Annotated in this window: 18 protein-coding genes and 1 tRNA gene; 14 read left to right on the forward strand and 5 right to left on the reverse strand. The window is 62.4% G+C overall.

The genetic code is table 11. The annotated features are described in order from the left end of the window. Window positions 1-6: 6 nt before the first annotated feature. Window positions 7-636, forward strand: coding sequence for a protein-methionine-sulfoxide reductase heme-binding subunit MsrQ (locus tag GCM43_RS15085; protein WP_152245680.1), 630 nt, complete (start codon window positions 7-9; stop codon window positions 634-636). Between the two features lie 6 nt (window positions 637-642). Here the strand turns inward: GCM43_RS15085 and lptM are convergent, their stop codons facing one another. Next, window positions 643-849, reverse strand: coding sequence for an LPS translocon maturation chaperone LptM (gene lptM / locus GCM43_RS15090; protein ID WP_152245682.1), 207 nt, complete (start codon window positions 847-849; stop codon window positions 643-645). 40 nt (window positions 850-889) lie between these two features. On the opposite strand from lptM, the gene cyaY reads away from it, so the two are divergent. Then, on the forward strand, window positions 890-1,219 hold the full coding sequence (cyaY, locus tag GCM43_RS15095) for an iron donor protein CyaY (protein ID WP_152245684.1): 330 nt from the start codon (window positions 890-892) through the stop codon (window positions 1,217-1,219). Window positions 1,220-1,278: 59 nt separating this feature from the next. Here cyaY and GCM43_RS15100 read toward each other — a convergent pair whose 3' ends face one another. Beyond that, a complete protein-coding gene (locus tag GCM43_RS15100; protein ID WP_152245686.1) occupies window positions 1,279-3,624 on the reverse strand; it encodes a penicillin-binding protein 1A in 2,346 nt (781 codons plus the stop codon). A gap of 248 nt (window positions 3,625-3,872) precedes the next feature. On the opposite strand from GCM43_RS15100, the gene pilM reads away from it, so the two are divergent. The 7 genes from pilM to GCM43_RS15135 all read left to right on the forward strand — a co-directional run bounded on the left by pilM (window position 3,873) and on the right by GCM43_RS15135 (window position 12,847). Next, complete coding sequence (pilM, locus tag GCM43_RS15105; protein ID WP_193315630.1) at window positions 3,873-4,517, forward strand: pilus assembly protein PilM; 645 nt, start codon at window positions 3,873-3,875, stop codon at window positions 4,515-4,517. Further along, window positions 4,514-5,095 (forward strand): PilN domain-containing protein, encoded by a 582-nt coding sequence (locus tag GCM43_RS15110; RefSeq protein ID WP_152245690.1) that lies wholly within the window; start codon window positions 4,514-4,516, stop codon window positions 5,093-5,095. Before pilM ends, GCM43_RS15110 begins: the two co-directional genes overlap by 4 nt. Continuing rightward, complete coding sequence (locus tag GCM43_RS15115) at window positions 5,089-6,177, forward strand: pilus assembly protein PilP (RefSeq protein WP_152245692.1); 1,089 nt, start codon at window positions 5,089-5,091, stop codon at window positions 6,175-6,177. The genes GCM43_RS15110 and GCM43_RS15115 overlap by 7 nt, the downstream gene beginning before the upstream one ends. Window positions 6,178-6,185: 8 nt before the next feature. Continuing rightward, on the forward strand, window positions 6,186-7,628 hold the full coding sequence (locus GCM43_RS15120) for a type IV pilus secretin PilQ (RefSeq protein WP_152245694.1): 1,443 nt from the start codon (window positions 6,186-6,188) through the stop codon (window positions 7,626-7,628). Window positions 7,629-7,710: 82 nt separating this feature from the next. After that, on the forward strand, window positions 7,711-9,993 hold the full coding sequence (locus GCM43_RS15125) for an Ig-like domain-containing protein (protein ID WP_193315631.1): 2,283 nt from the start codon (window positions 7,711-7,713) through the stop codon (window positions 9,991-9,993). Between the two features lie 96 nt (window positions 9,994-10,089). Continuing rightward, window positions 10,090-11,709, forward strand: a complete 1,620-nt coding sequence (gene aroKB, locus GCM43_RS15130; protein WP_152245698.1) for a bifunctional shikimate kinase/3-dehydroquinate synthase AroKB — start codon at window positions 10,090-10,092, stop codon at window positions 11,707-11,709. A gap of 1 nt (window position 11,710) precedes the next feature. Next, window positions 11,711-12,847 carry a deoxyguanosinetriphosphate triphosphohydrolase gene (locus GCM43_RS15135; RefSeq protein ID WP_152245700.1) on the forward strand — a complete coding sequence of 379 codons (1,137 nt, stop codon included), beginning with the start codon at window positions 11,711-11,713 and terminating at the stop codon, window positions 12,845-12,847. Between the two features lie 123 nt (window positions 12,848-12,970). Here GCM43_RS15135 and mutY read toward each other — a convergent pair whose 3' ends face one another. From mutY to mutM, 3 genes are read right to left on the reverse strand one after another with little or no spacing between them, the layout of a single operon-like run. After that, a complete protein-coding gene (gene mutY / locus GCM43_RS15140) occupies window positions 12,971-14,125 on the reverse strand; it encodes an A/G-specific adenine glycosylase (RefSeq protein ID WP_152245702.1) in 1,155 nt (384 codons plus the stop codon). Window positions 14,126-14,158: 33 nt separating this feature from the next. After that, complete coding sequence (locus GCM43_RS15145) at window positions 14,159-16,072, reverse strand: dynamin family protein (protein ID WP_152245704.1); 1,914 nt, start codon at window positions 16,070-16,072, stop codon at window positions 14,159-14,161. Window positions 16,073-16,106: 34 nt separating this feature from the next. After that, window positions 16,107-16,943, reverse strand: coding sequence for a bifunctional DNA-formamidopyrimidine glycosylase/DNA-(apurinic or apyrimidinic site) lyase (mutM, locus tag GCM43_RS15150; protein WP_152245706.1), 837 nt, complete (start codon window positions 16,941-16,943; stop codon window positions 16,107-16,109). Between the two features lie 154 nt (window positions 16,944-17,097). Here mutM and GCM43_RS15155 point away from each other — a divergent pair, with 154 nt between their 5' ends. The 5 genes from GCM43_RS15155 (at window position 17,098) to GCM43_RS15175 (ending at window position 21,651) form a co-directional block, all read left to right on the forward strand. Continuing rightward, on the forward strand, window positions 17,098-18,879 hold the full coding sequence (locus GCM43_RS15155) for a tetratricopeptide repeat protein (protein ID WP_152245708.1): 1,782 nt from the start codon (window positions 17,098-17,100) through the stop codon (window positions 18,877-18,879). 41 nt (window positions 18,880-18,920) lie between these two features. Next, the gene (locus GCM43_RS15160) at window positions 18,921-19,514 is read left to right on the forward strand and encodes an outer membrane lipoprotein LolB (protein ID WP_319636963.1); all 594 of its coding nucleotides are present in this window, start codon (window positions 18,921-18,923) and stop codon (window positions 19,512-19,514) included. Next, entirely contained in the window at window positions 19,511-20,395 is an 885-nt protein-coding gene (gene ispE / locus GCM43_RS15165) for a 4-(cytidine 5'-diphospho)-2-C-methyl-D-erythritol kinase (RefSeq protein WP_152245712.1), read from the forward strand. The genes GCM43_RS15160 and ispE overlap by 4 nt, the downstream gene beginning before the upstream one ends. Before the next feature lie 78 nt (window positions 20,396-20,473). Next, window positions 20,474-20,550: transfer RNA gene (locus tag GCM43_RS15170), tRNA-Gln, on the forward strand. 150 nt (window positions 20,551-20,700) lie between these two features. Continuing rightward, window positions 20,701-21,651, forward strand: a complete 951-nt coding sequence (locus GCM43_RS15175) for a ribose-phosphate pyrophosphokinase (protein WP_065310113.1) — start codon at window positions 20,701-20,703, stop codon at window positions 21,649-21,651. Window positions 21,652-21,657 lie beyond the last annotated feature (6 nt).

Here is a 21,657-nt window from a genome sequence, read left to right on the forward strand (position 1 = left end):
AAAACCATGCCCCTGCAACCGACGCCCAAGCAAGTATCGCTGATAAAAGGCCTGGTTTTCGTGCTGGCGCTGGTGCCGTTCGTGCGCCTGTTCTGGCTGACCTGGTCGGGCCAGCTGGTCGAGCCGCTGCAGTTTATTACCCGCAGCACCGGTGACTGGGCGCTGTATTTCCTGTGCATCGGCCTGGCCGTCACGCCACTGCGCCGTCTGGCGCACTGGAGCTGGCTGGCCCGATTTCGCCGCATGCTCGGTCTGTTCGGGTTTTTCTATGCCGCGCTGCATTTCACCACGTTTCTATGGTTCGATCATTTCTTCGATCTGCAGGAAATGTGGAAGGACGTGCTCAAGCGGCCCTTTATCACGATCGGCTTTATTGCCTTCGTGCTGTTGATTCCGCTGGCGCTGACCAGCACCAACGCCATGATGAAGCGGCTCGGTGGCAAGCGCTGGCAGTGGCTGCATCGCCTGGTCTACCTGATCGCGCCGCTGGGCGTCTTGCATTACTGGTGGATGAAGGCTGGCAAGAATGATCTGGGCCAGCCGCTGCTGTTTGCCGGCATCGTGGCGGTGCTGCTGCTGGTTCGCGTGTATTTTGCCTGGAACAAGCACGCAAAAAGCACCGCCACGGCCCGCTAGATACCTTCAGGTGGCTGGCACCGGCGTTGGTGCGGCCGCGCCTTCGGGCACGATGACCGGTGGCGGCGGTACCGGCGCCGGCTCGATTTTGCCTGGTGCGCCCTTGGCCGCTGGCGGCTTGGGCAGATAGAGGGCGCCGGGCTGGCCGCAGGCCGCCAGGGTGCTGGAAACCACAATGGCAGTGGCGATATAAAACGCTTTGGATGACTTCACGATTAGAATCACGGTTTGATTAAGATTTTTGGAGTGTAGCATGAGCGAATCGGAATTCCTGGCCCAGGCCGAAGCCACCCTGACCGCCATTGCCGCGGCGCTGGACCGCCTCAACGATGAAGACGTGGTCGACGTCGAATGCAGCCGCAGCGGCAATGTGCTGGAAATCGAGTTTATCGACAACGGCAGCAAGATTATCGTCAACAGCCAGGCGCCGATGCGCGAGATGTGGATCGCTGCACGTTCGGGCGGCTTTCACTACAAGCGCGTGGGCGACCAGTGGATCAACACGCGCGACGGCTCGGAGCTGTTTGCTGCCTTGTCGAGCCTGGCCAGCGAGCAGGCCGGGGTGGCGGTGGTGGTCAAATAACTGTTGCGGCATAAAAAAACGGCAGACTGTGAAGTCTGCCGTTTTTGTTTGGTGCGGTGTCAGAACAACTCGTTCTTGACCGCTTCCCTGGCTTTTTCTTCCTCCGGCGTACCACGCGCCGCGCCTTCCAGGCTGCCCACGCCGGTGCCGGGTGGGTTTTCCGCGTAGTAGTATTCGTCGCCCACGTGAACCATGCCTTCCGGTACGGCGCGCTCTTCGACCGGGATGCTCTTGAGCGCCTTGCTCATGTAGCTGATCCAGATCGGCAGGGCCAGGCCGCCACCGGTTTCGCGGTTGCCCAGGTTGCGCGGCTGGTCGTAGCCGATCCAGGCAATGCCGACCAGCTTGGCCTGGTAGCCCGCAAACCAGGCGTCGATGGAATCGTTGGTGGTGCCGGTCTTGCCGGCCAGGTCCGGGCGCTTGAGCGACATGGCCTTGTTGGCCGTACCGAAACGCACTACGTCGTTAAGCATGCTGTTCATCAAAAAGGCGTTGCGCTCGTCGATCACGCGGTTGGCCTCTTCGCCGGCCTTGTCGGGCTTGGCTTCGGACAGAACCTTGCCGTCGCTGTCGGTGACCTTGGCGATCAGGTAAGGACTGATCTTGTAGCCGCCGTTGGCAAACACCGCGTAGGCGCCAGCCATCTGCAGTGGCGTGACGTTGCCGGCGCCCAGCGCCAGCGTCAGATAGGGCGGGTTCTTGTCGGCGTCAAAGCCGAAGCGCGTGGCATATTCCTGGCCGTATTTGGCGCCGATCTTGTGCAGGATGCGGATGGAAATCATGTTTTTTGACTTCATCAGGCCCTTGCGCATGGTCATCGGACCATCGTACTTGCTGTCGTAGTTCTTCGGCTCCCACGCCTGGCCGCCGGTCTGGCCGGCGTCAAACGAGATCGGTGCGTCGTTGATAATGGTCGCCGGCGACAGGCCGCGTTCGAGCGAGGCGGAATAGATGAAAGGCTTGAATGCCGAGCCCGGCTGGCGCCAGGCCTGCGTCACATGGTTGAACTTGTTACGGTTGTAATCGAAGCCGCCCACCATGGCGCGGATGGCGCCGTCGGTGGTGCTGGCCGACACGAATGCCGATTGCACTTCCGGCATCTGCGTCAGCGCCCAGTTGTCGCCTTCTTTCATCACGCGAACCACGGCGCCGCGCTTGATGCGGCGATTCGGCGCAGCTTTTTCCGACAGCCAGGCCGAGCCGAAGGTCAGACCCGGGCCGGTAATGGTGATTTCTTCGCCGGCCGAGGTCACCGCCTGCAAGGATTTGGGCGAGGCCTGCAGCACCATGGCGGCAATGATGTCATCGCTGTCAGGGTGGTCGGCCAGTTCCGTTTCAATCGCATCGTCGGCCTCGGCCTTGGTTTTTGGAATCTCGATATATGCTTCAGGGCCGCGATAGCCGTGGCGTTTCTCGTAGTCCATCACACCCTTGCGCAGCGCAATGTAGGCAGCGTCCTGATCAGCCTTGGTGATGGTGGTGTAGACGTTCAGGCCGCGCGTATACGTGTCTTCCTTGAATTGCTCGTAGACCAGCTGGCGCGCCATTTCCGACACGTATTCGGCATGCACGCCAAAGGCGCTGCTGTCGGTCTTGACCTTCAGTTCCTCATGCTTGGCTTCTTCATATTGCGCTGGCGTGATGTAGCCGAGCTGCGCCATGCGCTGCAAAATATACTGCTGGCGCAGCCGCGCACGCTTCGGATTGACCACCGGATTGTAGGCCGACGGCGCCTTCGGCAGGCCGGCCAGCATGGCCGCTTCGGCAACCGTCAGGTCACGGATATTCTTGCCGAAATAAATCTGCGCGGCCGAGGCAAAACCGTAGGCGCGCTGGCCCAGGTAGATCTGGTTCATATACACCTCGAGGATCTGGTCCTTGCTGAGGTTTTTCTCGATTTTCCACGCCAACAAGACTTCATAGGCTTTGCGCTTGAGCGTCTGTTCGCTCGACAGGAAGAAATTGCGCGCCACCTGCTGCGTGATGGTCGAAGCGCCCTGTTTGGCGCCACCGGTCAGGTTGTGCAGCGCGGCGCGCGTGATGCCAAGGTAGTCGACGCCGCCGTGTTCATAGAAGCGGTCATCCTCGATGGCCAGCACGGCTTTTTTCATGACATCGGGAATGTCCTTGATATGCACCATATTGCGCCGCTCTTCGCCGAACTCGCCGATCAGCACGTTATCCGACGTAAAAATGCGCAGTGGCATTTTCGGACGGTAATCGGTCAGCGTATCGAGCGCCGGCAGGTTAGGGTAGGCCATGGCCAGGCCGAACACCACCAGCAGCACGCCGCCTATGCCCAGGCCGACTACCGATAGCAGCGCCATCAGCAGGAAACGTTTGGGTTTGCTGCCCTTGTTGGGTGGCTGCGAGCCAGCTTTGCCGGCGGATTGGGAAGAAGTCATGCGTGTTATGTCTTTTGGTTAATAAGCCGGGCCATTATAAGCGAGCTTGCCTGAGGGACGGCGCGCCGACGGGCCGTGCTTGTGCGGTTGCCGATACGCTATATAAGCATGTCTGTGCTGCCTGGCAACAAGGATTTGGTAACAAATATTTTGCGCCAGATCACGGCCGGGTCACTTAGGCGCACTGCTTTGCCGCCGCAGCGGTAGCATTTCGAATGGCGTTCGCCGTGCTGACGCAGGAGTGCGCGATGAGAAACTTGCTGGAGCTTCGTTGCTGGCCCGGGCCGCAAGGTCTGTTGGGCGTCGATATCGGCGCCACGGCCGTGCGCGTGATCGAACTGGTGCGGCTGCGCGGCGCACTGGCCTGCCGCCATTATGGCGTGGCCGTTCTACCTGCTTTGCCGCCTGGCGCGTCATGCCACGAGCATGATCTGGCGGCGCTGGCTTCGGCCATCGCCGGGGCGCGCCAGGCCAGTGGCAGCCGTGCCTGCCGCGCTGCGCTGGCCATGCCGGCCGACAGCCTGATCACCCAGACGCTGCGCCTGCCTGCCGGCTTGCCTGACGAGCAGCTTGAAATCCTGGTCGAACTCGAGGCGGCGCAATACATGCCGTTTGCCGTGGACGACGCCTGCCTGGACTTTTGCCTGCTGGGACCAGGGCCGTCGTCGGTGGGGGCAGTCAGCGAAGTCGACGTGCTGCTGGTGGCGGCGCGTCGCGCCAGCGTGATGCAACTGGTCGAGGTCGCTGCCGCCGCCGGCCTGCAGGCGGTGGCCATCGACAGCGACGCGCTGGCCAGGCAGGCGGCGATCAAGCAGGGCGGCTGGCGCAGCGTGGCCGATGGCGAAGCGGTGCAGGTGGCCTGGGGCCTGGCGCTGCACGGTCTGACGCCATGATTGCACCCGCCGCTATCCGCATCAATCTGCTGCCGCATCGTGCTGCGGCGCGCCGGCGACGCGAACGGCGGTTGCTGCTGTGGCTGGCAAGTGGCGTGCTGGCGGGTTTGCTGCCGGTGCTGTTGGCTGGTACAGCCTTGCATTTGAGTATCGCTGAGCATGAACGGCGCACACAGCAGTGGCGCCAGGCCAGCACCAGCCTGGCTGGTGCCCTGACGGCGGTGCGCCAGGCGCAGGCCGAGACCGGTATGCTGGCCCTGCGCCAGCGTGCCGTGATGCAACTGCAGGCGCAGCGCAATGACTGGGTCTTGCTGCTGGCCGCGCTGGCGCGCGCGGTGCCGGTCGGCGTCACGCTGCATGGGTTGCGCCAGCACGAAGGCCGCTTGCGCGTTGAGGGGCGCGCAGCGGCGCAGGAGCAGGTGGTGCAATTGCTCGATGCACTGGCGCAGGCCTTGCCGTCATCGCATCCGCAACTGCTGGAAGTGCGCGCTGCGCAGGAGGCGGGCGTCGAACTGGTGTTGCAACTGCAGTGGCCGGCGCCGTCGGCCTGTACAGCCGTTGGCGATGCATCATGCTGAGCATGATGACCGTGCTCAGGCAGGCTGCTGCGTGGCCGCGCCCCTGGCGCCTGGCCTGCGCCGCGCTGGTGGCCTTAATGGTGGCGGCGGTCACTGGCGCCAGCGTGCTGGCCAGCCTGCTTGAGCGCTGGCATACGGCGCAGGCGCACGAGGCCGAGGCGCGCATTGCCCATGCGCAGGCGCGCGCGCTGGCGGCGCAATTGCCGCAGCTGCGCGCACGCCAGCGCCAGGCTGGCGCTGTACTGGCCGAACTGGAGCAGCAATTACCGGGCAAGCAGGAAATGGCGGACTTGTTGTCAGCGATTAACCAGGCCGGCCTGGCGCGCGGCCTGCAATTCGAATTGTTCAAGCCGGGAGAGCCGGTGCCGCAAGACCAGTATGTCGCCATGCCCGTCAGCGTGCGCCTGCGCGGGACGTATCACGCCATCGGTGCGTTTGCCGCCGACCTGGCCCATCTGCCGCGCATTGTTACCGTGCAGTCGCTGTCGCTGGCTGCCAGCAAGCAGGGGCCGCCGGTGCTGGAGGCGCTGCTGCATGCTTTTCGTCTGCCCGATGCGGCTGAAATGGCTGAGCAGCAGGCGCGCGCCGCCAGGCTGCAGAAAGGCAAGCCAGCTGCTGCGCCTGCATGGCGTGCGCCGGCCTTGTCGCCGGCTTTGTCAGCGCGTTTGTCTCCATTTTTTGCACGCGAGTACGATGCCGCGCAGCTGCCCGATCCGTTTGGCGCGCCGCAGCCGGTGCTGGCAGCCAGCACCGGCGCCGGCATGGCGGCACCGGACTTGCGCCGCGTGCGCGAGCCGCTGGAAAGCGTGGCCATGACCAGCCTGGCCATGGTGGGCAGCGTGCGCCACGGCGGCGCGTTTGACGCATTGCTGCAAGCGGGGCCGCGCGTGCTGCGGGTGGCGGTCGGACAATATCTTGGGCCGGACCATGGCCGGGTCACCGCCATCGAAGAGCAGGCACTGCATTATCGGGAAGTGCTGCAGGACGCTGGCGGCGCCTGGCGCGAACGGCGCGGCAGTCTGCCGCTGCAGGTCGCTGGTGCGGCGTCAGCGCAGCTTGTTCCAGCGGAGCCTGGCAAATGAAGCCGCGCATGTTGTTTCTGCTGCTTCTGACGGTTGTGTTGTTCTCGCCGGGCGGCGCGGCGCAGGAAAGTACGGCGCAGGACAGCGCAGCAGTGGACGCGGTCGTGCAGGTCACCGCGCCGCGCCTGTATGCGGGTGAGGCGATCTCGATCGACTTCCAGAACGTGGCCGTGCGTGCAGCGTTGCATGTGCTGGCCGATGTGTCGGGCCAGAACATCATTGCCAGTGACAGCGTAGTCGGCAATGTGACGTTGCGCCTGCGCGATTTGCCGTGGGACCAGGCACTCGATGTGTTACTGCAGGCCAAAGGGTTGGCCATGCGGCGCATCGGCAATGTGCTGTGGATTGCACCGCGAGAAGAAATCCTCGCGCGTGAAAAGCTGGAACTGGAGCAGCGCGCACAGATCGCCGAACTCGAACCGCTGCAATCGGCCGTGTTCCAGCTCAATTACCAGAAGGCGGAAACGTTTCGCGCCATGCTCAGCCTTGATGCCGGCGAAGCGCGCAGCCGGGTGCTGTCGCGCCGTGGCAGCGTGCTGATCGATCCGCGCACCAACCAGCTGTTTGTCAGCGATGTGCCGGCCCGGCTCGAGCAGATCCGCCTCCTGATTGCCCGTACCGATGTGCCCACGCGCCAGGTGCTGATCGAAGCGCGCATCGTCGAGGCCAACGACAGTTTCAGCCGCAACCTGGGTGCGCGCCTGGGTTTTGCCGACCAGCGCCTGGCGCAGGGCGGCCAGGCCGGCTTTGCCATCGGTGGCGGGCGCCGCGCGGTGCTCGGTGGCAGTTACCAGGGCGTGGGCGAGGCAACCGGACAGACCGTGGCCGGCGTTGGCGCCTATGTGCCCAATACGCAGTTCGTCAACCTGCCGGCGGCCAGCATCAATGGCCTGGCGCCGGCCAGCTTTGCGCTGAGCCTGTTTTCGGCCGCCGCCAACCGCTTCCTGAACCTGGAACTGTCGGCGCTGGAAGCCGATGGCCAGGGCAAGATCATTTCCAGCCCGCGCGTGGTCACGGCCGACAAGGTGCTGGCGCTGATCGAGCAGGGCATCGAGCTGCCCTACCAGGTTGCCACCAGCAGCGGCGCCACCTCGATTACCTTTCGCAAAGCCAACTTGCGCCTGGAAGTCACGCCGCAGATCACGCCGGACGGCAATGTTGTGCTGGAAGTCGATGTCAGCAAGGACAGCGTGGGCCAGGAAACGCGTTCCGGCTTTGCCATCGACACCAAGCACGTCAAGACGCAGGTGATGGTCGAAGATGGCGGCACGGTGGTACTGGGCGGCATCTACCAGCAGTCCGAACGGGGTACGCAAAGCAAGGTGCCGCTGCTCGGTGATATCCCCCTATTGGGCGTTTTCTTCCGTAGCACGGGCCGCAGTCAAGAAAAAACCGAGCTGATGGTGTTTATTACACCGAAAATAGTGGCAGATCGGCCCCTAAAGCGGTAAGGTCATATCTTTGCGTTTAAGTAACAATTCATACCTCAGGGAAGCAAGGGCGGATATGCAGAATAGAGTCAATAACAAGGGGATGCTCGGCAGGGCATATCAATGGCTGGCGCTGCTGGTAGTGGGCACGCTGCTGGCGGCATGCGGCGGTGGCGGCGGCGATCCGACCATCGGTGGTGGTAGTGGCAGTGGTAACGGCGGCACGCCGGCCGTGGCCACGACATTGAAATTGTCGTTGCTGGGCGCGAGCGGACAAAGCAGCAATGCATTGAGCACTACCGCACCACTGACCGCCCAGGCACTGGTGCTCGATGCCGCTGGTATGCCAGTGAGCAATATGCTGGTGGCGTTTACCAGCGATGCAACCCTGGTGACCCTGTCGCCCACCAATGGCTCGGCACTGACTGATGCCAAGGGTATTGCCAGCGTGACCCTTTCGCCCTTCAATGCCACGGTTTCAGGCGCTGGCAAGTTGACAGCTTCCGTCACACCTGCCACCACGGGCGCGACCCCGATTATCGGGGAGGCTAATTATGTGGTCACGGCGGCACAGCCAGCCGGTGCCAGGATTGCGCTGTCATTGCTCAATGGTGCGTCCGCCAGTAATGCGCTGTCGAACGCAACACCGCTGACGGCCAAGGCCGTAGTGACCGATCTCGGTGGCAAGCCGATCAGCGGCGCGCTGGTCTTGTTTTCCACCGATAGCAAACTGGCGGCCCTGTCTTCTTCAACAGGCACTGCGCTGACGGATGCCAGCGGCACGGCCAGCTTGCGGGTCACGCCGGTCAGTCTGCAGGCAAGCGGCGCAGGCTCCCTGCAGGTCAGCACGACCGCCAATGGCGCCACTGCCAGCGATCAAGTCAACTATACGCTGAAAGCGACAGAATTGTATGCGCGCAATTTAAGTTTCTTGCCCGACACCATCGCGGCTTTCGACAGTACCACCATGACGGTTGATATCATCGCTGACGATGGTACCCTGGAGGGTGTTCCATATAACGGTTCTGGTGTCAGCGTCAGATTCAGTTCACCCTGCATTCAGTCAGGCAAGGCCAGCGTCGGTGGCGATGTGGTGGCCGTCAATGGCAAGGCAACGGTGGTTTATCGCGACCTCGGCTGCCGCACCGAGATGATTATGGCCAGTGTCGTCGGTTCGGATGGCGCGGCCCATAGCATGCTGACGATTGCACCGCAGATGGCGGCGTCGATCCAGTTGATCGACGTGACTCCGGCCAACAAGTCGATCGTGATCAAGGGACAGGGCGGACTATTGCGCACGGAAACGGCAACCTTGAAATATCGTGTCTATGACACGGCAAACAGGCCGCTGGCAGGGCAGGAGGTGCTGTTTTCGGTAGACGATGGCTCGCCTGTCACGCTCAATAAAGTATCAGCTTTCAGCGATGTCAATGGGGAAGTCATGACCACGGTCAATTCCGGTAACCAACCCACCACCTTCCGCGTAAAAGCCTGGCTCAAGTCCAATCTGATGTATTCCTATTCCGACTCCATGCTGGTGACCACCGGCAGCCCCGTGCAATCGGGATTCTCGCTCAGCGTGGACAAGGCCAATGTCGAAGGATGGCAATATGACAGCGGCACCAATAGCCCGGCCGCCACCGTGTTTGTCCTGCTGGCAGACCAGGCCGGCAATCCGGTTCCCGATGGCACGCCGGTAGCTTTCCAGACCAATCTGGGCTCGGTGGGATCCTCGAACATGGGTGGTTGCATTACCGCCAATGGCGGTTGTTCGGTCGATTTCCGCAGCCAGAATCCGCGCACGGCCAGCAATCCGCCGGTAACGCCATGCAACGATATCAGCAAAGGCGGCGTGCCCGACAGCACCCAGCCTGGTCTTGCCTCCATCTGCGCAAGCACCAGCGATGGCAGCAAGACCCTGTTCAGGAAAACCACCATTTTCCTCAGCGGCAGCCGGGCCGAGAATGTCATCATCAATGACACCAACAATCAGGGCAGTTTCAGCGCCAAGCTGACTGGCGCGCAATATAACCTTGGTACGACGGCCAACAGCGCGCAGCGCAAATTCAGCCTGAAAATCAGCGACCTGCATGAAAATCCGATGCCATACGGCACGACGGTAACGATCACCGATGCCGTCAATGCAACAGGCAGCGTGGTGCCGGCAACCATTAACAATGTCTATGCGCACAATGCACAGGGCGTCGATGATCGTACTGGCGCCAACCTCGAAGGCAACCAGGGAAGCTTCCATGCCGTTACAATTAACAGCCTGACACCGAATACCTGTACCACGTCGGTGAGCAGCACGTTTAATGTGACGGTGACGACGCCGATCGGCAATATCACCAGCTTTCCGTTTAAACTGGTGTTTTCTTGCCCCTGAGGCAAGTAAAGGCGCCGTCGGTGCGGCGCCTGTTATTTTGTGATTGATAGAAAAGTGGCTGAAATTTCCAACCGTAACATCTTCCTTGTCGGCCTCATGGGCGCAGGCAAAACCACGATCGGGCGCATTCTGGCCCGCAAGCTGGGCTTGCGCTTTGTCGATTCCGATCACGAGATCGAAGCGCGCACCGGCGCCTCGATACCGTTGATCTTCGAGATCGAGGGCGAGCCGAGCTTTCGCCGCCGCGAGGCCGAGGTGATCCGCGAGCTGTGCGGCCAGGAAGGGCTGGTGCTGGCCACCGGCGGCGGCGCCATTCTCAATGCCGAAAGCCGCGCTTTCCTGAAAGAACGCGGCACGGTGATCTACCTGCGCGCCAGCGTCAGCAATATCCTGGCGCGTACCAGCCATGACAAGAACCGCCCGCTGCTGCAGACGGCCGACCCGCGCAAAAAGCTTGAAGAACTGACGGCGCAGCGCGAGCCGCATTACCTGGAAGTGGCCGATATCGTGATCGATACCGGCCGTCCTAACGTACAATCGATGGTCCAGACCATCCTGATGCAGCTGGCCAGCCTCGAATGCGAGGCGTCGCCCAACTGCGTCATTCATGCAGAGCCTTCGATGAACGAGCAATCCAAAATGTTGTTGAGCGTAGACCTCGACGAACGCAGCTATCCCATTACCATCGGTCCCGACCTGCTGTTTGATGCCGACGCGCTGGTGCGCCATGTCAGCGGCAACAAGGTTGCCATCGTCACCAATACCACCGTCGCGCCGCTGTACCTGGAGCGGTTGCAGACAGCACTGTCGGGCGACGGGCGCGACGTGTTCAGCATCGTGCTGCCGGACGGTGAAGAGTACAAGAACTGGGCCAGCCTGATGCAGATTTTCGATGCGCTGCTGGCCAACAAGTGCGACCGCAAGACCACCCTGGTGGCGCTGGGCGGCGGCGTGATTGGCGACCTGACCGGCTACGCTGCTGCAAGCTATATGCGCGGTATCGGCTTCGTGCAGGTGCCCACCACACTGCTGTCGCAGGTCGATTCCTCGGTCGGCGGCAAGACCGGCATCAACCATCCGCTGGGCAAGAACATGATCGGCGCGTTCTACCAGCCGCGCGCCGTCTTTGCCGACACCACCACGCTCGACACGCTGCCGGCGCGCGAGCTGTCGGCCGGCCTGGCCGAAGTGATCAAGCATGGCGCGATTATCGACAGCGTTTTCTTTGACTGGATCGAAGCGAACATCGGCAAGCTGATGGCGCGCGACAAGGGCGCACTGGCCTACGCGATCGCGCGCTCGTGCGAGATCAAGGCAGATGTGGTGCGCCAGGACGAACGCGAGGGCGGCCTGCGCGCCATTCTCAATTTCGGCCATACCTTCGGCCACGCCATCGAGGCGGGCATGGGCTACGGCCAGTGGCTGCACGGCGAAGCAGTCGGCTGTGGCATGGTGATGGCGGCCGACCTGTCGTGCCGCATGGGCCATATCGACCAGGCCACGGTCGAGCGCATGCGCAAGCTGGTGGCCGCTGCCGGTTTGCCGGTCAAGGCACCGGACCTGGGCACCGCGCGCTGGCTCGAGCTGATGGAAGTGGACAAGAAAAACGAAGGCGGCGCCATCAAGTTCATTCTGTTGAAGCCGCTGGGCAGCCCGGCCATCACGGCCGCGCCGCAGGAACTGCTGCTGGCCACGCTGGCCGCCGGAGTGGCCTGAGATGACGCTTGACGACTTCCTCGCTCCTTACGCGGCCCACTCGGCACAGGGGCCGGGACGTCGTTTTGACGAAGCGGCGCACGCCTCGCGCAGCCAGTTCCAGCGCGACCGTGACCGCATCATCCACTCGTCGGCGTTTCGCCGGCTCGAATATAAAACCCAGGTTTTTCTCAATCACGAAGGCGACCTGTTCCGCACGCGCCTGACGCACAGCCTGGAAGTGGCGCAGATCGGCCGCTCGATCGCGCGCAACCTGCGCCTCAATGAAGACCTGGTCGAAGCCATCGCGCTGGCCCATGACCTGGGCCATACGCCGTTCGGCCATGTCGGCCAGGATGTGCTCAATGAGTGCATGAAGGAGCACGGCGGCTTCGAGCACAACCTGCAAAGCCTGCGCGTGGTCGACCATCTCGAAGAACACTATGGCGCCTTCGATGGCCTGAACCTGATGTTTGAAACGCGTGAAGGCATCCTGAAACACTGCTCGCTGGCCAATGCACGCGAACTGGGTCCGGTAGCGCAGCGCTTTATCGACCGCAGCCAGCCCACGCTCGAAGCGCAGCTGACCAACCTGGCCGATGAAATCGCCTACAACAGCCACGATATCGACGATGGCCTGCGCTCTGGCCTGATCACCATCGCCCAACTGGAGCAAGTGCCGTTCTTCGGCCGCCTGTGGCGCGAGGTGCAGGGCGCTTACCCTGGCCTGTCTGGCCGGCGCGCCATCTATGAAACGCTGCGCCGCCTGATCACGGCGCTGGCCGACGACCTGATCGTCACTTCCACCGGCCTGATTGCCGATGCCGCGCCACGCAGCGTGGCAGAAGTGCGCGCCAGCGCGCCGCTGATCCGCTTTTCCGACACCATGCGTCTTGAGGCCACCGAGCTCAAACGCTTCCTGCGCACCAATCTGTACCGCCACTACCAGGTCAACCGCATGCGCGTAAAAGCCAGCCGCATCGTGCGCGAGCTGTATGACAGCTTCATGGCCGAACCGGCGCTGCTGCCGCCTGCCTACCAGCTGCCAGACGCCGGCACCACCGAGCAGGCGCGCAAGATCGCCGACTATATTGCCGGCATGACCGACCGCTATGCGATTCGCGAACACCGCCGGCTGTATTCGCTTGATGAGTTGTGACCATGTAGGTCGGATTAGCGGGGCAAAGCCCCGCGTAATCCGACAACACCACCGACGCTAACAATGTTGTCGGATTACGGCCCAAAGGGCCTAATCCGACCTACCTCCCGCCGCCTCATATTTTCAAAACATGCTGCGCTGCACCGCTTGGCTGTCGCCGCACAGGTCGAGCAGCAGTTTCTTGACCGGCGCAGGCAGGGCTGCGTCTGCCAGTTTGTCGCTGTCCAGCCATACAAAACCGGCTTCGCCTGCGAGCAAGTTGCGATGCGCCAGCGTAATACGACAGGGCACGATATGCAGCTTGTAGTGAGTAAAGACATGCACGATCGGCAGCAGCGTTTCCACTGATTCGATTTCGCCAAACGGCGCCACGGCGCGCGTCAACGCCTGCTGGTCGATGGCGGGAAGCACGCTGCCGGTGTTGTGCAGCACATGGCCATCGAGTTCAGGCAGCGACAGCAGGCCGCCCCAGATGCCGGTACCCGGGCGCAGTTCCAGCAGCACCTGGCCCTGGTCGATCACCACCAGCATGACAGCATGCTTTTCGGGGCTGGTTTTTTTCGGCTTGCGCACAGGTAGGTCTTTGGTGCGGCCGGTGGCGTAGGCAACGCAGCGCGCCTGCAACGGGCAGCGCCCGCAGGCCGGGCTGCTGCGCGTGCAGACGGTGGCGCCCAGGTCCATCAGCCCTTGCGTATAGGCTTCGATGCCGGTTGCCGGCAGCAGCGCTTCGGCGCGCCGCCACATATCCTGCTCGACCTTTTTTTCGCCGGGAAAAGCGTCGATGCCGAACACGCGCGCAAATACGCGCTTGACGTTGCCGTCCATAATGGCTGCGCGCGTGCCGCTGGAAAAGGCGGCAATCGCCGCCGCCGTCGAGCGCCCGATGCCGGGCAGTTCGGCCAGCAGCGCGGGGTCGGCGGGGAACACGCCATCGTACTGCGCCACCACCTGCTGCGCACACTTGTGCAGGTTGCGCGCGCGCGTGTAGTAGCCCAGGCCGCTCCACTGCGCCATCACGTCTTCCACCGGCGCTGCCGCCAGGTCGCGCAGGGTCGGGAAGCGTTCGAGAAAGCGCGCATAGTAGCCGAGCACTGCCGACACCTGGGTCTGCTGCAGCATGATTTCGGACAGCCACACCAGATAGGCGTTGCGCGTGTTCTGCCAGGGCAGCGTATGGCGGCCATGCTGCTTTTGCCAGTCGATGACGGCAGCGGAGAAACTCGGGTCGGTATAGTCTTCAAGCGTGGTGAGCGAGAGCGGGTGCAGCAAACGTTTCATGCAGATTCCAGAAATTCAATAGGTAAGGTGGTCTCAGGCGTCGATGGCCTGGCGCAATAGCGCCGCCAGCTGCGCCAGTTGCTGCCGGTCGCGTTCCAGCGCCGCCAGGCTGGCCTCGAAGGAGGCGATCTTCTGCTCCAGCGTGCCGGTGGCGTCGTGGATGCGCTGGATCGACGCAAAGCGCAGTTTCAGCTGTTCCTTGTAGTCGACGATCTGCGCTTCGAGCGGCGCCATGATGACTTTCAGCCAGGCGCTGGCGTCGTCGTTGGCCTCGGTAAAACTGCGCCGCACGCGCGAGGCGATGGTGTCGAAAAACTTCTCCATCAGCACCACGCGGCTGGTAGTCAGCAGTGTCGCGGTGCCGAACTGCTGGTGGTAGGCCGCCTCGATATCGCTGATCTGCTGGCGGTAGCGCGCCAGTGTAAAGGGCATCGGCGTGGCCAGCGTCAGGCCGTGTTCGGCGGCGAATTTGCGGTACATGCCAGCCATCATGTCGGCAATCTCGGCGGTCTTGCGCTCCGAGCGGTCCAGGTTCTGGCCGATGCGCTCAAAATACTGGCGCACTGCTTCGCGCAGGCCCGTAAAGAAGCGGCTGCGCTGCATGGCCAGGCGCACCGCGTCGATATCGTCGCGCACGATATCCATGCCCAGGCTGGTATAGAGTTCGGTTGACAGGCGCGTAAATACCGCGCGCGTGGCCTGCAGCTTGAACACGCTGCTGTCAAACTGCTTTTTCTCGATATCGACACGGCGCATCATGTGCGCGATCACGCTCTGGTTCTTGCCGCGCAGGCTATGGAGTTCATGCAATTGCTCAGCGATGCCACGCGCACGCGCAGTGCACTGCACCTGCTGCGCAGCGAGGATGGCGGCCAGGTCGAAGTCGAGCTGGTGGCGGATAATGTTCTTGCGCGCCGGGATCAGCTCATTGAACAGCGCCGCTTCGAGCGGCAGCAGCCGGCTTTTTTCCAGCAGCGCATGATCGTGGTTGATCTTGCCCACCAGCGCCTTTTGCGCCGAGACGGGAAACACCTGCGCCTCGTCGAGCGCCAGGAGGTGCGCCACGCTGGCCTGCTGGCGCGCGATCGCCTGCGATACTTCCTCGCTGGCGCGCAATTCGTCCCACATGCTGTCGATCTTGTTGAGCACCACCAGCCGGCCCGTACCCTTTGCGCCATCGGCACCGATATGGTTGCGCCACACTTCGATATCGCTGCGCGTCACGCCCGTGTCGGCGGCCAGGATAAACAGCACCGCATGCGCATTGGGAATCAGGTTGAGCGTCAGTTCGGGCTCGGTGCCGATGGCGTTCAGGCCCGGCGTGTCGAGTATCACCAGCCCCTGCTTCAACAGCGGATGCGGGAAGTTGATGATGGCGTGGCGCCACATGGAAATTTCCACCAGACCGTCCTCGCCCAGCATGGCGCTGGCGTCGGCGTCATCGGCGTCATACAGGCCATAGCGCGTGGCATCTTCGACGCTGACGCGGCGCGTCAGGCTGACCTGGCGCACCGCTTCCTGCATGTCGTCGCCGGCATCGAGATTGAGTGGTAGCACGGTCCAGGCGCCGGGCAGGTCGCGGTAGTCGCTGGTCGACAGATTGTGCGCGCGCGTCTCGATTGGCAACAGCCGGATCGACGGCTCCCAGCCTGCGTGGTACAGCAGTTCGGTCGGACACATGGTGGTGCGCCCCGCGCCCGAGGGCAGGATGCGCTGGCCGTAATCGGCAAAGAAAATGGCGTTGATCAGTTCGGATTTGCCGCGCGAGAACTCGGCCACGAAGGCCACCGACAGGCGGTCGTCAAGCAGGCGCGACAGGCAGCGCGCCAGGCGCAGCCCGGTCGCGCCGTCGACCAGTGCGGCGGCCTGCGCGGCCTGCTGGTAAGCCTGCAGGGCCGTGCGCACATCCTGGCGCCAAGCGCTGTACTGTTCCAGATCCCTGACCATATGCCTGCCTTTACGGTGACTGATTGTTGACGGCTTACTTCTGGCAATTCACGCAATAGAACGTCGAGCGCTGGCCCTGCACGATCTGGCGGATCGGCGCGGCGCAGACGCGGCACGGCTGGCCGGTGCGGTTGTAGACGAAATACGTTTGCTGGAAATAGCCGGACTGCCCGTTGACGTTGATGAAGTCGCGCAGCGTGCTGCCGCCCTGGATAATCGCTTCGGCCAGCACCTCGCGGATGGCCTGCGCCAGTTTTTCATAGCGCGCCAGCCCGATGCGCCGCGCCGGCGTCTTCGGATTGATGCCGGCCCGGAACAGGCTTTCGGAACAATAGATATTGCCCACGCCGACCACGATATCGCCGGCCAGCAGCACCTGCTTGATATTGGTATTGCGGTTGCGCGTTTTTTCAAACAGCAGCTGGCCCGTAAAGCCGTCTTCCAGCGGCTCGACGCCCAGGCCGCGCAGCAGCACGTGGCTGTCGAGCGGGCCGTCGGCGGCGTCATGCCACAGCACGGCGCCGAAGCGGCGCGGATCGGTCATGCGCAGCGCTTGGGTGCTGCCGTCGGCGTTTTCCACGATCAGGTCGATATGATCGTGTTTTTGCACCTCGGTCTCGGGCGGCAGCACGCGCAAGTGACCCGACATGCCCAGGTGGATGATCAGCGTGCCATGCTGGAAGTGGATCAGCAGATATTTGCCGCGCCGGCCGGTGGCGCTGATGGTCTGGCCCGACAGCTGTTCGCCCAGCGCAGTCGGGAACGGCCAGCGCAGGCCGTCGCGGCGCAGCACCACCTTGCGCACGGCGCGTCCTTCGATATGGGGCGCGACACCGCGCCGTGTAACTTCGACTTCTGGCAATTCTGGCATAGGGCAGTGAGGAATAAAGGATCAAAACACAGGCAGGGCCAACCGCGGCAGCGCAGGGCGCCGCGCAATCGTATATATTTCGTTACACACGTGAAGCCACGCAAAACACGGCCAGGGCGTAGAATCAGCTTTTGCCGTTCAGCCAGGATATGCCTTGAAAAACGCTTTCGCCATTGTAACCTTGTCCGCCCTGATGGCTACGCATGCCATGGCACAGACCTCCGTTTCGCCGTTCGGCAAGCCGGCCAGCAAGCCTGTGCCTGCCGCCAGGGAAGACGACAAGTCCGATCCGTCCACTGCCAAGCCGGGCGCTTTGCCCAATGCCGAGTTAAGCAGCGATCTGCTGTACAAACTGTCCAAGGCTGAACTCGAATTCAAGAACGGCCAGTGGCAGGGCCCGTACATGACCATGATGGTGGCCGCGCAGCAGACGCGCGATCCGCGCCTGGCGCGGCGCGCCTCGGAAATGGCGCTGGCCGCCAAGCAGGGCGCCGAAGCGATGGCCGCCATCCGCCTGTGGCGCGAGCTGGCGCCGGACTCCGATGAAGCGACCCAGTTCTACCTGGGCTTCGTGGTGCTGACCGACAAGATGGACGAGGCCGAGCCGATCTTCGCCGAACGCATCAAGAATGCGCCGCCCGGTTCGCGCGGCGTGGCGCTGTTTCAGATGCAGCAGATCCTGCTGCGCGCCAATGACAAGCTGTATGCCTACGCCATGATGACGCGCCTGGTCGAGCCATATCTGAACATGTTCGAGGCGCACCTGGTGCTGGCGCAAGGCGCGCTGTCGCTGGGCGAGCGCCCGCGCGCGATTGCCGAAGCGAACAAGGCGCTGGTCATCAAGCCCGACTCCGAACTGGCCGTGCTGACGCTGGCCCAGGTGACGGGCGAGCCGCAGGCGGCTAACGCGGTGCTGGTCGACTTCCTGAAAAAGTATCCCGACGCCGTCGAAGTGCGCGCCGCCTATGCGCGCTTGCTGGTCGAGCAAAAGCAGCTCGATGCGGCGCGACTGCAGTTCGAGGCGCTGCTCAAAAGCCAGCCCGACAACCTGGCCGGCCTGTACGCGGCCGGCATCGTTGCGCTGCAACTCAATGACGCCAAGGGCGCGGAACAATACTTCAAGCGTTTCCTGGCGGCGCTGGAAAAAGCGCCGGCCGATGACCGTGATCCGTCCAAGGCCCTGATGATCCTGTCGCAGATTGCCGAGTCGCGCAACGACATGCCCGGCGCCATCGCCTGGCTCGACAAGGTCGACAACCGCGCCTCGCCCGCCTATCTCGATGCGCGCCTGCGCCGCGCCCAGCTGATCGCCCGCAATGGCGACCTCGATGGCGCGCGCAAGGCGCTCACGCAGATCGAACCGGCCGATGTGGCCGGCCAGGCGCAGGTGCTGCTGGTCGACGCGCAGTTGCTGCGCGACGCCGGCTACGCGCAAAGCGCCTACACGGTGCTGGAAAACGCGCTGCTGCGCTTTCCCGACCAGCCTGAATTGCTGTACGACTTTGCCTTGCTGGCCGAACGCATGGAGCGTTACGACCTGATGGAGTCGAGCCTGCTGCGCGTGATGAAGCTGGCGCCCGATAACCAGCATGCCTACAACGCGCTCGGCTACTCGCTGGCCGAACGCGGTGTGCGCCTGCCCGAGGCCCATGCGCTGATCGAGAAAGCGCTGCAGATGGCGCCAGGCGACCCATTCATCCTCGACAGCATGGGCTGGGTGCAGTTCCGCATGGGTAATATGGCTGGCGCCGAAGAATCGCTGCGCCGCGCCTATGGCGTGCGCCCCGACCCGGAAATCGCCGTGCATTTGGGCGAAGTGCTGTGGCAGAAGGGCAGCCGTGACGAGGCACAGAAAATGTGGCGGGAAGCGCAGCAGAAAGATCCGAAAAACGAGGCGCTCAAAAGCACGCTGGCGCGGCTGAAGGTCAAACTGTAAAAACCATGCCAAAAAAACTTCTTGCGCTTGGCGCACTGTGTTTGTCCCTCTCCGCCTGCTCGACCCTGCAGTCGCCGTTTTCCGGCAGCGCGGCGCCGTCGGCGCAGAGCGTGGCGCCATACCGCGAGCAGATCGAGCTGGCCGGCCGCCTCAACGTGGTCTACCAGAAGAATGACAAGCCCGAATCGGCCACCGTCAATTTCACCTGGCAGCAGTCGCCTGCACGCATCGATGTCGGCCTGTTCTCGCCGGTCGGCAGCACGCTGGCCACGATTGCCGTCACCCCACAACAGGCGGTGCTCGAGCAAAGCGGCAAGGCGCCGCGCAGCGCGCCCGATGTCGATAGTTTGAGCGCGCAGATGCTGGGCTGGGCGCTGCCGGTATCGGGACTGCGCGACTGGCTGCAGGGCTACGCGACAGGTGAAGACGGCAAGCGCTTTGTTGCCTCGCCGCAGCACGACAGCGTGACCACCAAGGATGGCTGGCGCCTGCGCTATGTATCGTGGCAAGATGGCGCCGCTGACGCTGTACCGCAGCCGCGGCGCATCGATGCCGAGCGCAATACCAGCGCCCAGGCCGACGCCGTCTCGCTGCGCATCGTGCTCGACCCGATTACTCCTGCTTCTGCTCCATGACACTGACCACCCTGAACAACTGCCCGGCGCCGGCCAAGCTTAATCTTTTCCTGCACGTCAATGGCCGCCGCGAAGACGGCTACCATCTGCTGCAAACCGTATTTCAACTGCTCGACCATGGCGACACGCTGCATTTCACGCTGCGCGACGATGCGCAGCTGGTGCGCGTGACCGATCTGCCTGGCGTGCCGCAAGAGCAGGATCTGATCATTCGTGCGGCAAAGCTGTTGCAGGCCGAAGTACAGCGCCGCACGGGTGCCTTGCCGCGCGGCGTCGATATCGCCATCGACAAGGTGCTGCCGATGGGCGGCGGCTTAGGTGGCGGCTCGTCCGATGCGGCTACTGCGCTGATGGCGCTGAACCGCTTGTGGAATGCGGGCCTGTCGCGTGAAGAGCTGATGGCGCTGGGCCTGCCGCTGGGCGCCGATATTCCGTTTTTTATCTTTGGCGAGAACGCGTTTGCTGAAGGCGTGGGGGAAGACCTGCAACCGGTCAGCACGCCGGACTGCTGGTATGTGGTAATCGAGCCGGGCGTGCAGGTGCCGACCGCTGCAATTTTTTCTGCAGAAGGCTTGACGAGGAATACTGAAGCCGTCACAATAGCGGACTTTTCCAGGCACCTCGCAGAAAGAAACAGCGCGAACGGGTTTGGAAGAAACGACTTGCAGCAAGTAGCAAGCAGTCTTTTCAAACCGGTAGCAGATGCGGTAGAATGGCTGGGTGCTTACGGAGAGGCCAGGATGACTGGTTCCGGAGCTTGTGTGTTTGGTGCGTTTTCCACTCAGGAAGAAGCCGATGAAGTGCTCAGCAATGTGCCACCTCACTGGTCAGCCTGGAAGGCAAAAGCGCTGAAACAACATCCGATACTCTCGATGTTGTAAGTAGTAAAAAAAGATTTTGCTTAGCTTCAAAAAATCGGTATAATACCGGCCAACATGACAGCAAGCAGTCAGTTGCGTAGGGGAATCGCCAAGCTGGTTAAGGCACTGGATTTTGATTCCAGCATGCGAAGGTTCGAATCCTTCTTCCCCTGCCACCCGTTTCACCGTAGTCTGTCGATGCGAAGTTGGCGTCCAGTACGGGAGGCAAAAATGCATCGCAACGCGATGCATGCACGTCACAGACTGACCGGGCTACTGCCCGGTTAGTTCTTTTCAAGACTTCTATATCACCTCTTGGGACTTCCATGGCTTACGAAAACCTGATGGTTTTTACTGGCAACGCGAATCCAGCGTTAGCAGAGGGGGTCGCAAAGAATCTCGGCATCCCTCTCGGCAAAGCAAACGTTTCTAAATTCTCCGACGGCGAAGTTATGGTCGAGATCAACGAAAACGTGCGCGGCAAAGACGTATTTGTTCTGCAATCGACCTGCGCTCCAACCAACGACAGCCTGATGGAAATCATCTTGATGGTTGACGCCCTGAAGCGCGCTTCGGCTGGCCGCATTACCGCAGCGATTCCTTACTTCGGCTATGCCCGTCAAGACCGTCGTCCGCGCTCGGCGCGTGTGGCCATCTCGGCCAAGGTCGTGGCCAATATGCTGGAAAAAGCCGGTGTCGAGCGCGTCCTGATCATGGACCTGCACGCTGACCAGATCCAGGGCTTCTTTGATATTCCAGTCGACAATATTTATGCGTCGCCGATTCTGCTGGGCGACCTGCAGAAGAAAAACTACCAGGATCTGCTGGTGGTGTCGCCCGACGTTGGCGGTGTGGTACGTGCGCGCGCCCTGGCAAAACGCCTGGGCTGCGACCTGGCCATTATCGACAAGCGCCGTCCGAAAGCCAACGTTTCCGAAGTGATGAACATCATCGGTGAAGTCGAAGGCCGTAACTGCGTGATCATGGATGACATGGTCGACACCGCTGGCACGCTGACCAAGGCTGCCGAAGTGCTCAAGGAGCGCGGCGCCAAGAAAGTGGTGGCGTATTGCACCCACGCCGTGCTGTCGGGCCCGGCCATCGACCGTATTTCGGCTTCGTCGCTCGATGAACTGGTGGTGACCGACACGATTCCGCTGTCCGAAGCAGCGCTGGCCTGCGGCAAGATCCGTCAACTGACGTGTGCACCGCTGCTGGCCGAGACCTTCAAGCGCATTATCAAGGGCGATTCGGTCATCTCCCTGTTTATTGATTAAAGCGCA

The organism is Janthinobacterium aquaticum, from assembly GCF_009208565.1.
GTDB lineage: Bacteria > Pseudomonadota > Gammaproteobacteria > Burkholderiales > Burkholderiaceae_D > Janthinobacterium.